The sequence below is a fragment of the Pseudomonas sp. LS1212 genome (genome assembly GCF_024741815.1).
Lineage (GTDB): Bacteria > Pseudomonadota > Gammaproteobacteria > Pseudomonadales > Pseudomonadaceae > Aquipseudomonas.
Map to the genome: position 1 here is coordinate 4,207,034 of NZ_CP102951.1, position 14,612 is coordinate 4,221,645.

The window sequence follows — 14,612 nt, forward strand, 5'->3', positions numbered from 1 at the left end:
AAAGCACTGCGGTTCGGTGCGCTGTCGATATAGACAAAAGTTGCGCACGATGCGCTGCCGGTTGCGTCGCACCGTGGCGCTAAGCCCGGCGAGGGTGTTGCACCACCCAAGGAAGCGATCGTAGTCAAGATCCGTACATGTCGCCTCCACTAGGAACTGACGGACCGACGCGAGGACACGCTCTTCATTTCCATAAGCTCGACCAAGCGATCGCCGAAGTTGCAGATAGCGCGCAATGGTCAAGTCGAGTGAGTCTCGGTCTCAGTGGGAAACATGGAGGTCTCCCTTCTATGCCAGCATGGAAGGGGCAGTGCCACGTCACGTAACGACTCGGTTTGCAGCCGAAGGTAAACGCAGGTGCTTTCCAGCGAGCGATGCCCAAGCAAATCGCCGATCGCCTTGATGCCCACACCGCGCTCAAGCAATCGCATGGCGAAGGCGTGGCGCAGGCAATAGGAAGAGCTGCCATCGAGCGGCAGTCCGCTTTGCCGCGCGCGCTTCTCGTAGAGTTTGCAGACCGCGTAATGCTGTATCGGAGCCAGCGGTGTTCTTACACGCAGGAACAGTTCCGGCCAAGTGCTGCCAGGCCGACCGCAATGCAAATACCGCTTGAGCAGGCGCAGCGTTTGATCGGATAGCGGCAGGATCAAGTTCGAGCTGGTCTTGCTCTGATCGACACGCAATGTCCGGGCTCTCCAATCTATCGATGCCACGGTGAGCGCCACGATCTCCGATGGCCGCAATCCGTAGTAAGCCATCAAGTGCAGGATGGTGTAGTCGCGCCAACCGGCTTTGCTGTCGCGATCGACTGACTGCAATAGTTGCTGCACCAAACGCCAGGCAAGGGCACGCGGCGGAGCTTCGCCGCGATAGGTGCGCGGCGTGTCGATCGTATAGAGGCGCTCCCGGATATGGCCGTGGTCGAAGCAGTAGCGGAGAAAGGCACGCAATCTGGCGATGGAATGCTGCAGGCTCTGGCGCTTGATCAGTTGGTCCTTGGTAATGACAAACTGTTCTACGGCCGGCGCCGACAGATCCAGAAGCGCCGCCTCGTGTGGCACGGACTGAGTCAGAAAGTCGGCAATGGTCGAGATATGCTGGCTGACTGTCGGCGGCGTCAAGCCGCGAACCTCAATGAGGTGATGGCGGGCTTGCAAAAGCGCCGTGTTCGGCCCGGTAGGCGACGATCGCTTCGGCCTTGGCCTTGCCGATGCCCAGCAAATGGCTTTGCAAGGACACAGCATCGGCCGTATTTACATTGAGCCTGGCGGGCTGGGCCATTTCGACATTGGCCATGAGTGGCGAAGGGTCGCCGGTGCCTGGCGCTGCGCTCATAGAGAAAGACAGGGAAGTGAAGAGAGGCAGTAACAGGTAGCTGAGCAAAGAATTGCGCATGAGAAGGTTCCTTGGTCATAACGTTGCAGAGGCAGCGTTTCCATCGCTGCCTTCGAACGTTAGCCCCCTGAAACGACGAGGGCAAACCGCGGAACCACCAAAGATGTTGCGAGAAAAAACCGGTGAACCACGCGAGTATCTATTTCCTACTGGCGTTATGGATCGAGCCTGCGCTGCTGGTAAATCCAGTCGACGATCTCGCCATCTGGCGAATACCCGCTCACCGTTTCCCGCAGCAGTTGGCGAACCCGTGCATACTCATCGTCGGCCAGCGCACCGAGCAAGGCAGACAGCTGCTCCTTGAGCATATCCCAAGGCACGTAGTCCTCCTGGGCACTCATGATCATGGGATGCCGCGTGGCAATCACATTGTCGCCAATCAGCAACTCCTCATACAGCTTCTCGCCTGGCCGCAAGCCAGTGAACTCGATCTCGATGTCTCCATGGGGGTTGCGCTCCGAGCGCACGCTCAGGCCCGAGAGGTGAATCATCTTCTCGGCCAGTTCGACGATGCGCACCGGCTCGCCCATGTCCAGGACGAACACATCGCCGCCCTGCCCCATCGATCCCGCCTGGATGACTAGCTGCGCGGCCTCGGGGATGGTCATGAAATAGCGGGTGATCTTCGGGTGGGTGACGGTCAGCGGCCCACCCGCCTTTATCTGCTTGTGGAACAACGGAATGACCGAGCCAGACGAACCAAGCACATTGCCGAAGCGGACCATGGTGAAGCGGGTCTTGTTGACTTGCGAAACGTTGCTCGAATCACCGAACAATACAGGCGCCAGTTCCCGGCTCAGGGCTTGCAAGCTCATTTCCGCAAGGCGCTTGGTGCTGCCCATGACATTGGTCGGGCGGACCGCCTTGTCGGTGGAAATGAGCACGAAGTTCTCAACGCCAGCCTGCAATGCCGCCTGCGCGGTGTAGAGCGTGCCGATCACGTTGTTGAGAACGCCTTCGGCGATATTGTGCTCGACCATGGGGACATGCTTGTAGGCCGCGGCATGGTAGACGGTCTCGACCTTCCAAGTCTTCATGATGTCGAGCAATTGCGCCGGGTTGCGCACCGAACCAAGGATGGGCAGCAGCCGGGTTGGCAGCGACTCTAGGTCAATCCGTTGTTCGAGCTCGGACAGAATGCTGTATAGGTTGTACTCGCTGTGCTCTAAGAGGATCAAAGTCCTGGGCCCCAGCCCCAGGATCTGTCGGCACAATTCCGAGCCGATAGAGCCGCCCGCGCCGGTGACCATTACCGCTTGGCCGGTAATGCACCGCTCCAGCAGGTCCTCCTGTGCCGGAACCGCGTCGCGTCCCAGCAGGTCGGCAATGTCCACTTCCTGGATGTCATCGACCTTGACCCGACCGCTGGCCAGGTCCATGAACCCTGGCACACTGCGCACATGCAGGGGAAACCCCTCGAGAAAACCGAGGATTTCCCGGCGACGACTGCGCGATGCCGAGGGGATCGCCAGCAGGATCTCCTGGGCACCGGTGACATCTATCAATTGCTCGATATCCCGAGGCTTGTATACCTGGAGCCCGGAGATGACCCGGTCAGCAATGCTGTTGTCGTCATCGATGAAGGCGACCGGCCGCATGACCCTGCCCATCCTCAGCGCGGTCATCAGCTGGTTGCCTGCCGAGCCGGCGCCATAAATCGCCACTTTCGGCAGCCCGTCATCGCGGTTGGCGAATGGGACATGCTGGGCAGCGGAAAACCAGTCCCCGAGAAAGTACTGGCGCATTGCCAGGCGCAGACCGCCGACCATCGTCAGGCTGAGCCACCAGTAGTTGAAAATGACTGAGCGGGGGACGACATTGCGGCTGCTGTACCAATACACCACCAGGGCGAGGATCAGCGAAGACAGGCTGACCGCCTTGATGATGGTGATCAGCGCGTCATTGCCAAAATAACGCATGACGGCGCGGTACAAGCCAAACCGGATGAACAGGGGAATGGCCACCACCGGGGCACACATGAAAAGCCACAGGTGGTCCTTGATGGGGTCGGCCATGTCCTCGATGCCCAGGCGAACCAGAAACGCCAGCCACAGCGCTGCCCAGACGAGAATCACGTCGGTGACGACCTGCAGCAAGCGTTTCTGACGACGCGGCAATGACAATAAAACAGTCCGCAGTCTATCCATCAGCCCTTCGTGCACCTTTACTGCTCCCATGTTCAACCTGCTTCCTGCCCATACCTGAGTGCTGCTAGATCATTGCGCAAACGATGCCCTCAGCGCTTCTCCAAAGCCCCTGCCTGATATCGGGCCGCCAGAACGACCAAAGGGATGTACGCAATGATCAAGCCCACCACCCCATCCAACCCAAGCAGCATGACGCACGCGGCAATTGGCAACAACCAGAAAAGATTCAAGGCGGCCACCGCCAGGGTCACGGGCAAGTGCTTGCCATGACGGCGCGATGCAAACTGGTAGGCATGGCTGCGGTGGGCTTCGTAGACTTTCTCACCACGAGCCAGGCGCCTCAGCAGTGTGTAGGTCGCATCCACGATGAACACACCGAGCAGGATCAGCCAGCACCAGAACAGTTGGGTCGAGGCCCAGGCAGCCTGGAGCGACAGCACGCCGAGCACGATGCCGAGGAATCCACTGCCGGCATCCCCCATGAATATCCGCGCAGGCGGGAAGTTCCAGAACAGGAAACCGGCCACTGCCATGGCCAGCAGCAACGGGGGCAGGATCAGCTGCTCGAAGCCGGCCCCCCAGCAGATCAGGCATATGCCCAGGCAGGCACAGATGGCTTCGACGCTTGCGATGCCGTCGATACCATCCATGAAGTTGTAGAGATTGAGGAGCCAGACCAAGTAGAAAGCCGCCAGGATAGCGCCCAACCAGCCGAGATCGACCGAGTAGCCAGCCACGTCGACCGCGGGAAAGCCACCAAGCCAGAACAATGCCCAGGCCGCAGCACCGAAGTGCCCCAGGAGCCGCCAGCGCGCGGCGATATGACCATGGTCATCCATGAAGCCGATGAGCGCGACGATGCCGCCCGAACCGGCCAGGGCAATCAGGGCCGCGCTGTCAATTCGCGCGCTGTAGCCGAGGACCGCAATCGACGCGAGGAACGCCAGCACGATCGCCACACCGCCGCCCCTTGGCGTGGGGACGACATGCGAACTGCGCGCATTGGGAATGTCGAGCATGCTTTTGGCCAAAGCGTAACGCCGCAATACTGCTGTCATCAGCAGCGACATCAGAATTACACATGGCACAAGCCACCAGTGAGTCATGTCTACGGATTTTCCTTGAAGTGGCGAGCGGTCTGGGCCAGGGCGTCATCGACAGCTACAGGTGGCTCCCAGCCCAGCAACGTGCGGGTTTTCTCTATATCGACCTGCAACGAACCGTTCAAGCGCTGCGACAGGGCCCGCTTCCCCAGCAGCCTGGCGGCCAGTTCGAGCAGCCAGGAGGGAACAGGCAACAGTCGCGCCGGCTTGCCCAGCGCAACGGCCATCCTTTTCAACAAACTGGTGGTGGAAAGGTCTTCGCCGTCGCTGACCAGGAACGTCTGGTTCGCGGCAGCAGGGTGCGTCACGCAGACCAGGACCAAGTCAACCAAATTGTCCAGGGCCACCAGGCTACGTCGGTTATCAATGGCGCCCAAAGGTAACGGCACGCCCTTGTCGAGCCATTTCATCATGGCGAGGAAGTTGGCTTTCACACCCGGGCCATACACCAGCACCGGCCGTATGATCACCACTTCGAGCGAGGTCGACCTTGCCAGCGCCATCAGGCCCTCCTCGGCTTCCTTCTTGGAGATGCCATAAGGGTCTGCGGGTGCCGGCGCATCGTCGGCACGGTAGGCTTGTCCCTTCCGGGTCCCTTCGCCATTGACCTTGATGGAACTGATGAAGATGAATCGCCTCACACCCGCACCCGCAGCCTGGCGAGCCAGGTTCAGCGTGCCTTCGACATTCACCTTGCGAAAAGCAGCGAGCGGGTCGGCCTCGGTATCGTGCATAACATGGACCCGGGCAGCCGAGTGAATCACCACCTCGACGCCTTTCAGGCTGTCTTGCCACGCCGTACTGCCATCAAGGGCATCAACACGCACGACCTTGGCCGGCAGGTCCTGCGTGTTCAGGGGTGTGCGGGATACCGCGGTCACCGGGTAGCCTTGCTGGCAAAGCCTCTTGAGAATGGCTCCGCCAACAAAACCCGTGGCACCTGTCAATAATGTGGAAGGGGTCATACAGTGCCAGCCTTGTCATGCCTGCAGGCGCGTGGGAAACACATCCAGTTGCGCCAAGTGTACTTACACGGTGATTTCAAGATAAATCAGTACTGGACGGTCTGATCAACGAATGTCGCATGCTGGCGAACAAAGGTCGGTCGTAAGTGAAAGGCATCCTTATACATAGGCTCTCCCTCGGCGTCCAGCGAGTCACAACGCGCGTCGCAAAGGAACTCAATGGGGTCTATCACGCGAGCTCCGGCATCAACGGCGACACGCGCAAGATCGGTTTGGATCATGCCATATTTCGCCACCAACACAGACGTATCCACACCTCCGTCCCGCATTTGAAATACTGACGGAAAGTTCTCAAGCCTGCGCTGCGCGATAAACTTTGGATCAAGAGCTTCCCCAGTAGGGATATTCAGCACCACATACACACTCTTCTTGAGCGCAACAAGCTCTCGAATATATGAGGAAAGATTGGCCAGGGAAATCTTGTAACGTTCACTGCCATATTCGACCGTGTCGACCAAACCATAACCTGTCGATAAATAGCCATTCCACTGACCGCCGATGACAACATTTTCTACACCAGGTTTGCCTCTGGCCAACTCCAACGCTTGGGACATCAGGGCTCCGCAGTGGCTATGCGCTTGATCATAACTCATACCGGGCACAGGGAAGCACCCACCGCCCGTTTTGAAAATAGCCCCGCGGGTAGATCCAGGCGAGTTCTTGATGAACTCTTCCACACGGGGATAGTACTGCTCAATATTGGAATCCCCGACAAAGAGCGTACTGCTTTGCCCCTGAGAGGGTTGCACAAGATAGTCAATCCCATTATAGGACTCATGAGTGAGGCGCCCTGGGTAGCCCCATTCCCCGGCGGCCTTCGATACCTTGGCAAAACGCTCCAATCCACGAACAAAACCATCGTGACGGAATGTATAGTAGCCGATTACGCCAACAACCAATGACAACACGACCAGCATGACCGTCTTTATACGAGACTGCCCCCCGAAGCGAATTGGCTTTTCCACCAGACGGTATGTTACCCAGGCCAAGAGAACGCTCAGTGATACGGCGGCGGCCCTTACCTCAAGGGAAGGTACATGCCCCGCGACAATGTGCGCAAAGGACAGGATCGGCCAGTGCCAAAGATAAAGTGGGTAACTGATAACTCCAACAAACACCATGAGCGGATTAGCAAGTAACTTCCGGTTCACCCAGGCATAAGGGCCTGCAAAGATGAGCAAGAAGGCACCCAGCACAGGACCTAAAGCCCACCACCCAGGGAAGGAGAAACCTTTGCGAACCCATAAGGCCGAAACGATAATTAGCAGCAGGCCGGAAACAGAGAGGACATTCCTAAGCACGGCTTCTCGGCGCTCAGGCAAGGGAGGGTTATGAAAAAACACGGGATGAAATACCAATGAAGATATCACACTGAAAACTCGCTCTCGCTTGTAAAGATCCAGATAAGCGAGTACAGCACCAGCCAAAAGCTCCCAAAATCGCGCTTGCGGTGCGAAAAAGGTACTTATGGCATCCCGATAAATGCCATGAACATTAACCGAGAAGGACAGCAAGGCCATCACAATAACAACTGTGAAGATATTTATCCCTAAACGCCATGCCCCCCAGATGACAACAGGGTAAATCAGATAAAACTGTTCCTCGATAGCCAAGGACCACAGGTGAGTGAGCGGCTTGAGCTCAGAAGCGGTGTCAAAATAACCCGCTTCGCTCGACAGAACAAAATTCTGAACATAACCAGCCCCTGCCGCAATATGCTTGCCCAGCTGACTGAACTCATCGGGAAGAAGAACAAACCAGCCCACGAAATAACAGGAAAACAACACTACCAGCAGAGCAGGGAAAATCCGCTTGACACGATGCGAGTAAAACCTGGCAAAGCTGAAATCGCCCCCCTTCAGCCCTCGGAAGATAATACTGGAGATCAGGAAGCCCGAGATAACAAAAAATATATCGACCCCAACGAAGCCACCCTGCATCAGGCTGGGGAAGGCATGGAAAATGACCACATACAAAATTGCCAGCGCTCGCATACCATCAATATCAGGACGGTACGCAGAACGAATGCTCTCTTTTATTATTTTACTGCTCAAGGCTTCCATAGATAACTCGTGACAAAGGAAAACACGTCAAACAAACTATAAAACTTCCGAAACAGCGACATCCGCACTCACGATTGAGCACAACCGCTTCCGCCCCTCATGCCCCTACAGCACCTCACTCTACCGCCGGCAAAACGTCGGAAAGGTAAAGGATTGACGGATATATTTCTCATGCTTGATGATGCGAGTGACAACTTCGGCAAAAAGCGCAATATCTTAGGCTTTAACGCCCCCACATTCAAGACCAGCATCAAGCCCCCTCATTTCAATGGACGTCAATCTGGATCGTCAGCCCCAAAATCACCCTGGACACTCGACAGCTACAGCGCAAACCCCCGCATCGCCACAATGCCCCCAAACCCATAGACTTTAGCGCTGACTAAGATCAACCAATTGCTCGAACAGACGCAAACTTCGACCTATCGACAAGAGCCCCCCGCTGCCGTAGAAATGCAGCAGCCTCACTGGCTGGCGGGGGAACTAGAATGAGCGGTCGGAAAAATGCGATTTTTCGGGCAAAGTATAGGGTACGCCCGTAGTAATACGCCACGGGCAGCCTATGATGCGCGCCCCATCGCGGTCAGGCATCCCCGCGCAGTAGCTGAATGCTGTCGAAACCAGTCGTCCGGGTGACTGGCCAACCTTCACCGGTCATCGTTTTTGCACCAGGCCAGGGCGTGCAGACACGCTAAACCGCCCCGTTTGCGGACCTGCGCAGAGGCTCTAGACCGCCGCTTTCGCCGGAGTATACAGCGTGCATTCTTCCCTAGGCAGCCCATCAGAGAAACTTCTACCGGTAACATTGATCGTTTGAAATTTGGCTATGCTGGACGTTCCATTGAACCCGGCGAGCGCCCTTCTCCCCACTGGACGGCGGATGACAATTGTGACTGACCTTTAATTCACCAGCCTAAATGACGTCAATGAGGTATCATTGCCGTCCTAATCTCGCTAAATGAATCATGCTTCAAGGACACAGACTTGAATCCGCGTCCAACTCATCAGTTTTGAACCATCGATCTGGAAAACAACATCACCGGTGTGTCAATATGAATTCATCGCCTTTTGCGCTTGCTATCTTGATAGTTCTTGTCGCTTGGATCACTCGATTATTGGCTGATAAAGAAGCCAGGAAGGTCGTTTTAACCTGGACACTGTTCGGCATCCTCATTGGCATTTTGAAAAATCTCTTGGTGCAGATGACCCCCCAATGGAGCGATGTGCCAGTAGATTCATTGACCTATCAACTGCACGCAGAAGCACTCTTCATGCACTGGTCGGGACTCCCAGTCGATGCCCATGCGTATGACCTGGCCGGCTACCTCAATGGCTGGCAACAGCTTTATGACGACATGTGGATGCCGGACTCCAGGATTGCCTATGCGAGCGCACTTGGCACGCATGAGTGGATCTATGCGGCTTTCCTGGCACTCTGGCAGGTCAACGGCAGCGATTGGGTAGGCGTCGCCATCCTGGCCAATGCCGTGCTAGCCGGCGCGTTGCCTGCCGCCGCCTTTATGATCACCAAGGAATTGGGTGGGTCATTCAAGATCTGTAACCTGGCGGCACTCATTGTCGCCCTGGACCCCTCGACGGCGATCAACAGCGCATGGCTGATCAAGGACTCCCTGGCCGCGCTCATTTCCGTCGTAGCCATTATCGCCATTTGCAATCTCTGCAAGAAACCGTCCCTGAAATTCACGCTGATCCTGGCCCTTACCCTGGGCTTGCTGGCGGGCGTCAGGTTCGTCGCATACATTGCCTTTGGTGTGGTGATGGCCGGTCTGGTGATTTACCTGATCATCAAGAAGACCAAGGTACGCGCCGCCAACCTCACCGTCGCCGGGGTCATTTCGCTCGCATTATGGGTCGCGCTCTACCTCGTGCCCTCGCCCCCCACTCCCAAGCAAGTGATCCAGGCGATCACAAGCCCGATCCAGGCCCAGGCTACCACCCTCAAAGCCGATAAAAACGAAACAGGGTCCGACGAGTCGGTCATACAGTGGCGTACCTATCTGAATGACAACCCGCTCAAAGCGGCGACGCGCGCCATCGCCCGGACACTGTTCGCCCCCTATCCGTGGACAGCAATCACCGAGGGCGTCACGGGCACCAATCATATTGAACTGTATCTCTTCGGAACACTCTTCTGGATTATCACCTTGCCTGGCATTTTCATGGGCATGGCAATTGCCACAAGGCATGGGATGACTGGTTATGCGCTCGTCGCACTCATTGTAGTGATTACCATTCCTTACCTGATATTCTTCGGAGAATGGAGTACTCGCCAGCGAGTATTCATGATGCCGCTGTTCTTTTCATTCGCTGCAATCGGCTGGCATCATATCTGGCAATTAAGTCTAAAACGGTCACCGCGACGAACACTTTCTGGCCCCCTGACCAACCAGTACGATTAGCCCTGCATACAACGAGCCTGAAGCGCCGCCGCGAGTATCTTGCCCCACCAGATGGAGGAGCAAGATTCTCGCAGCAGAGCATCGAGGCGCTTGAATTGAACGGCTATTGCCATGCAACTGAGGTTATCGCCCGACTTGCGCAGGACACTCAGCGAAAACTGTTTCCGAGGCGCTTGCATTGCTCGAGAAACTATCGCCCCTCATACAGCGCAAGATGCCGGGCAATCACTTCACGGACATCAAAGCTCTGTTCTGCCAAGCGACGACCTGCTGCCCCCATTGCCTTGATACGTTCGGGATCGCCCAGGAGCCCCCGGATGCCATCAGCCAGCGCCTGCGGATTCCTCACTTCGACGAGCACCCCCGATACACCTGGCTCGATAGCGTCCCTGCACCCTGGCACATCGGTGGTGACCACCGCCCTGCCACTGGCAGCCGCCTCGATAAGGCCCTTCGGGAGGCCTTCCCGGTAAGAAGGCAGCACGACGATGTGGGCCATCGACAGGACGGCAGGCATGTCGCTGCTCTGCCCCCACCATTCGATGGCTCCTTCCTTGACCCACGCATCAAGATCCTCGACACGAAGGCTGGTAGGATTTCCTGCGTCCACACTGCCGACAAGCACGAACCGTGCTAACCGGTGGCCATGCAACATGCGGGCAGCCTCGACGAACTCCACCACGCCTTTGTCTTTCAGCAAACGTGAAGCCATCATGACCACAGGGGGACCATCGGCGAGAGGCTGCACCGTCCATGCAGACAGATCGACGCCCGAACCACGGATGCGCACGACCTGCGCGTCAGCAATGCCGGTATGCCGCTGCAGGAGCGCCTGGTCGTCGCCGTTCTGGAAAATCACCCGCACATTGTTTCGTGACAGGGCAAGCCGATAGAGCGACGACACCAGCAGGCGCCGCAAGCGCGCAACGCCCCCACGCGCGGTGAACACAAAACCCAGGCCCGAAATGGCCGCAACCACCCGCGGGACCCGAGCCAGCCGAGCAGCCAGGCCGCCCAGCAGCACCGGCTTGATGGTGACCAGGTGCACGACTGAAGGCGATACCCGGCGTATCAGCGAAAAGAGATCGAACAAAAGCTTCGCAGCTTCCATGGGGTTGGCACTGCGCCGATCGATGTTCAGTGGGTGTACCTTGATGCCATGACGCTCGATCTCCTGCACGCGATCGGTGACTGCGGCGGCCAAATGCACTTCGAATCCAGCCTCCTTCGCGGCGATGGCGAGTGGCAACCGGTGCGACAGGAAAAACCAGTCAACATTGACAATAAAGAGTAAGCGCCGCATCAGTGTGTGTTCTTCTCCAGCCAGGCCTGGAACATCAGGATGTCCCAGAGGTGGTAGGCCCAATTGCGGCTGCCACTCAGGTGCTCCGACCATTTCTGGCGGACTGGCTCGGGCCGCAGGTACCCTTCCTGACGCAACCTGGACTCATCCAGCAAGGCTTCGGCCCAGTCTCGCAACGGACCGCGCAACCAGGCGTCGATCGGCACACCGAAGCCCATCTTTGGCCGATCAATCAGCGATTGCGGAACATGCCGGTAGAGCACTTGGCGCAACGCCCATTTGCCCACCCCGTCGCGCTGTTTGAGCGACTGCGGCAATTGCCACGCGAACTCGACAACCCGATGATCGAGCATGGGCACCCGAGACTCGAGCGTCACCGCCATCGCAGCGCGATCGACCTTGGCCAGGATATCGTCCGGCAGATAGGTCAACAGATCCAGGACCATCATTCGCTCGACCGGTTCCAGGCCCTTCAGATCAGGCATGAGTCCCGTCAGCAACGTTTGTGGCTCACTACCCCCTATCACCAATTGGCCAGGGTCGTCCCAGTGCGATACCAGCCCGTGATAAAGGCCATCTATCGAAGTGCAGGACAGCACACCCGCCCCCTTGTGCAGTTTGTCACCGATGCGGTGGCCCAGCTTCGGCAGCCATCCCAACAATGTCGACCAGGTTTGCGGAGAAAGTGAGGTGATTGAGCTTGCCGCCAACTTGCGCAGGGGAAGGGGTAGCCGTGAAAGCTTGTTCCAGGCGTTGGCAGTGACGTCGTAGCGTGTATAACCACTGAAGAGCTCGTCGCCGGCATCGCCCGACAACGAAACCGTGACATGCTGACGGGCCAGCTGAGACACCAGGAAGGTGGGAATCTGGGACGAATCGGAAAACGGCTCGTCATAAATGTCCGGCAAGGATGGAATGACCGCCATCGCCTGTTCCGGCGTCACATAGAGCTCGGTGTGATCCGTGCCCAAGTGCCTGGCAACGGCCTTGGCGTGCTCCGCTTCGTTATAACCCTTCTCGTGGAAACCAATGGTGAACGTCTTCACCGGCCGACTCGATTGGGCCTGCATGAGCGCAACGATGGTAGAGGAATCGATACCACCGGACAGGAACGCACCCAAGGGCACATCCGCCATCATTTGCTGCGCCACGGCCGATTTCAGCAACGCTTCCAACTGATCGACCGCTTGCTGCGGGTCACGGTACCCACGTCGAGAATCCGCCCCCTCAAGCACGGTGCTGAGCGCCGACCAGTACTCCTGAACCACCGGTTCGCGACGCTCGAACGAGATCGTCAGCGTACAGCCTGGTGGTAGCTTGTGAATGCCCTCGTAGATCGAGTGCGGTGCAGGAATGTAGTTGTGGCGCAGGTAGAGCGCTAGTGCCTTGCGATTGACAGGTGCCCTGAACGCGGGGTGCGCCCGCAGCGCCTTGAGCTCTGAGCCAAACAGGAATACCGCCTGCTCCCCCTGACCTTGCCAACCGTAGTACAGCGGCTTCTCGCCCAAGCGGTCACGCGCCAGTGTCAGCACGTTCTGCTCGAGATCCCAAAGCGCAATCGCGAACATCCCTATGCTCTGCTTCAGGGTATTCGCGATACCCCAGAGATCGAAGGCCGCGAGCAGCGTTTCGGTGTCCGAATGCCCGCGCCAAGCCGGCGCCAGACCTTGCTCCTCAATCTGACGGCGCAATTCAAGATGATTGTAGATTTCACCATTGAAGACGATGACATACCGGCCAGACACTGAAAGCATCGGCTGATGCCCGGCCGGTGAAAGATCAACGATCGCCAGGCGGCGATGGGCCAGGCCCACCCCTGCCTCAGGCTTCACCCAGACGCCGTGATCGTCGGGCCCCCGGTGAATGATGGCGTCGGCCATACGCACGCATTCATTGAGCAGCGTCGCTTCCGTCGACTGCCCTGGCCATTTCAGCTGTCCAGCTATTCCACACATGAGATTGACTGCGCCAGTAGTTGTTTTTAAGCGGCTTCGATGTCACGGCCGCGATAGAGATCTGCGTAGGCTTGAACGCAAGCCTCCATGGAAAAAACGGTTTCCACGCGATGGCGCCCGGCCGCCCCCATTCGACTCCGCTGCGGATCGAGCGCTACTGTCAGAAGGGCTTCAGCAAGCTCCTCGGGCGCATGAGGCGCCACAACCAAGCCCGTCTCGCCGTGGATCACTGCCTCAGCGTTACCCCCGACCCGGGTGACCACCATCGGCACGCTTGCGGCCATGCCTTCGAGCACCGCATTGGAGAAACCTTCCTCATGCGAGCAAAGCACGCCGATATCAGCGGCACACAGCAGATCGGGAACATCCTGCCGGGAGCCCAGGAAACGTATGTTATCGTCAATGCCCAACGCGACCGCCTGTTGATGTAACGAAGCACCAATTCCATCATCCCGGCCGACACACAGACAAACCCAAGGTTGTGCGATTTGTGCCTGGATCTTGCCGAACGCCTCGATCAGGTCGGCATGCCCCTTGTAGGGAATAAGATTGGCGACAATGATGAACACCAGCGCCTGCTCGTCAATGGCCAACTCGCTGCGCACCGCCCTGCGGCTTCTTGGCTGCGCGAAGCGCTCAAAACTCACGCCGTTGTAGATCAGGCGAATCTGATCCTCTCTTACCGCTTCGGCACGCAGATCCTGGGTGACTGCCAGCGAGTTACCGCAAATCAGATCCATCCGCGGGTGCAGCCAATGCTCCACCTTCCGGAACAATCGATGCTTGGCCTGATACAGGTTCAAGCTTCTTCGACTCATGATTCGAAGCGTGCGAGGGCCAAACATCAAGACAACGCCACCGACAATATACGCAGCGGGCAAAAAGAAGTGCACCGCCTGCGGACGCCGGCGCCAGTACAACCACCACAACGCGGCCGCAGAATAGAACAACCCCACCCAGGCGAGCACGCGCTCATTGCGCAGCCTGCGTTGCAACCATCCAGGGAGACTGACCCCGCGCACGGGCACGCCACCTTCGACGAATGCGCGAGTCAAGGGCCCTCCTGGCGTGATGGCAAAAACCTCAGGCTGGAAGCCTTTCTTGCGCAATGCTGTCGAGACCCGCAGCAAGTGCTGCTCAGCGCCACCAACCTCCATGGACCCAATCACGTAAAGCAGCTTCATAAACGATCTCGAATAAACCG

General features: G+C 57.7%; 9 protein-coding genes and 1 pseudogene. 1 reads left to right on the plus strand and 9 read right to left on the minus strand.

All coding sequences use genetic code 11. From position 1 onward, the window contains the following. Positions 1–239 precede the first annotated feature (239 nt). The 6 genes and pseudogenes from NVV94_RS19590 to NVV94_RS19615 form a co-directional block, all read right to left on the minus strand. Positions 240–1,121, minus strand: a complete 882-nt coding sequence (locus NVV94_RS19590; RefSeq protein WP_258444031.1) for a tyrosine-type recombinase/integrase — start codon at positions 1,119–1,121, stop codon at positions 240–242. A 28-nt stretch (positions 1,122–1,149) separates the two neighbouring features. After that, positions 1,150–1,395 (minus strand): annotated as a pseudogene (locus tag NVV94_RS19595) (ComEA family DNA-binding protein); the annotation flags it as partial. A gap of 155 nt (positions 1,396–1,550) precedes the next feature. Then, positions 1,551–3,545 (minus strand): nucleoside-diphosphate sugar epimerase/dehydratase, encoded by a 1,995-nt coding sequence (locus NVV94_RS19600; RefSeq protein WP_258447755.1) that lies wholly within the window; start codon positions 3,543–3,545, stop codon positions 1,551–1,553. An 86-nt stretch (positions 3,546–3,631) separates the two neighbouring features. Continuing rightward, positions 3,632–4,648: a glycosyltransferase family 4 protein gene (locus tag NVV94_RS19605; protein WP_258444032.1), complete on the minus strand. Its 1,017-nt coding sequence runs from the start codon at positions 4,646–4,648 to the stop codon at positions 3,632–3,634. Between the two features lie 2 nt (positions 4,649–4,650). Then, a complete protein-coding gene (locus NVV94_RS19610) occupies positions 4,651–5,610 on the minus strand; it encodes an SDR family oxidoreductase (RefSeq protein ID WP_258444033.1) in 960 nt (319 codons plus the stop codon). 86 nt (positions 5,611–5,696) lie between these two features. Next, positions 5,697–7,733, minus strand: coding sequence for an acyltransferase family protein (locus NVV94_RS19615; protein WP_258444034.1), 2,037 nt, complete (start codon positions 7,731–7,733; stop codon positions 5,697–5,699). Positions 7,734–8,782: 1,049 nt separating this feature from the next. Here NVV94_RS19615 and NVV94_RS19620 point away from each other — a divergent pair. Next, entirely contained in the window at positions 8,783–10,150 is a 1,368-nt protein-coding gene (locus NVV94_RS19620) for a hypothetical protein (RefSeq protein WP_258444035.1), read from the plus strand. 190 nt (positions 10,151–10,340) lie between these two features. On the opposite strand, the gene NVV94_RS19625 is transcribed toward NVV94_RS19620, so the two are convergent. From NVV94_RS19625 to NVV94_RS19635, 3 genes are read right to left on the minus strand one after another with little or no spacing between them, the layout of a single operon-like run. Then, positions 10,341–11,453: a glycosyltransferase family 4 protein gene (locus NVV94_RS19625; RefSeq protein WP_258444036.1), complete on the minus strand. Its 1,113-nt coding sequence runs from the start codon at positions 11,451–11,453 to the stop codon at positions 10,341–10,343. After that, positions 11,453–13,408: an asparagine synthase (glutamine-hydrolyzing) gene (asnB, locus tag NVV94_RS19630; protein WP_258444037.1), complete on the minus strand. Its 1,956-nt coding sequence runs from the start codon at positions 13,406–13,408 to the stop codon at positions 11,453–11,455. The genes NVV94_RS19625 and asnB overlap by 1 nt, the downstream gene beginning before the upstream one ends. A gap of 26 nt (positions 13,409–13,434) precedes the next feature. Next, positions 13,435–14,592, minus strand: coding sequence for a glycosyltransferase (locus tag NVV94_RS19635; RefSeq protein ID WP_258444038.1), 1,158 nt, complete (start codon positions 14,590–14,592; stop codon positions 13,435–13,437). Positions 14,593–14,612: the final 20 nt, after the last annotated feature.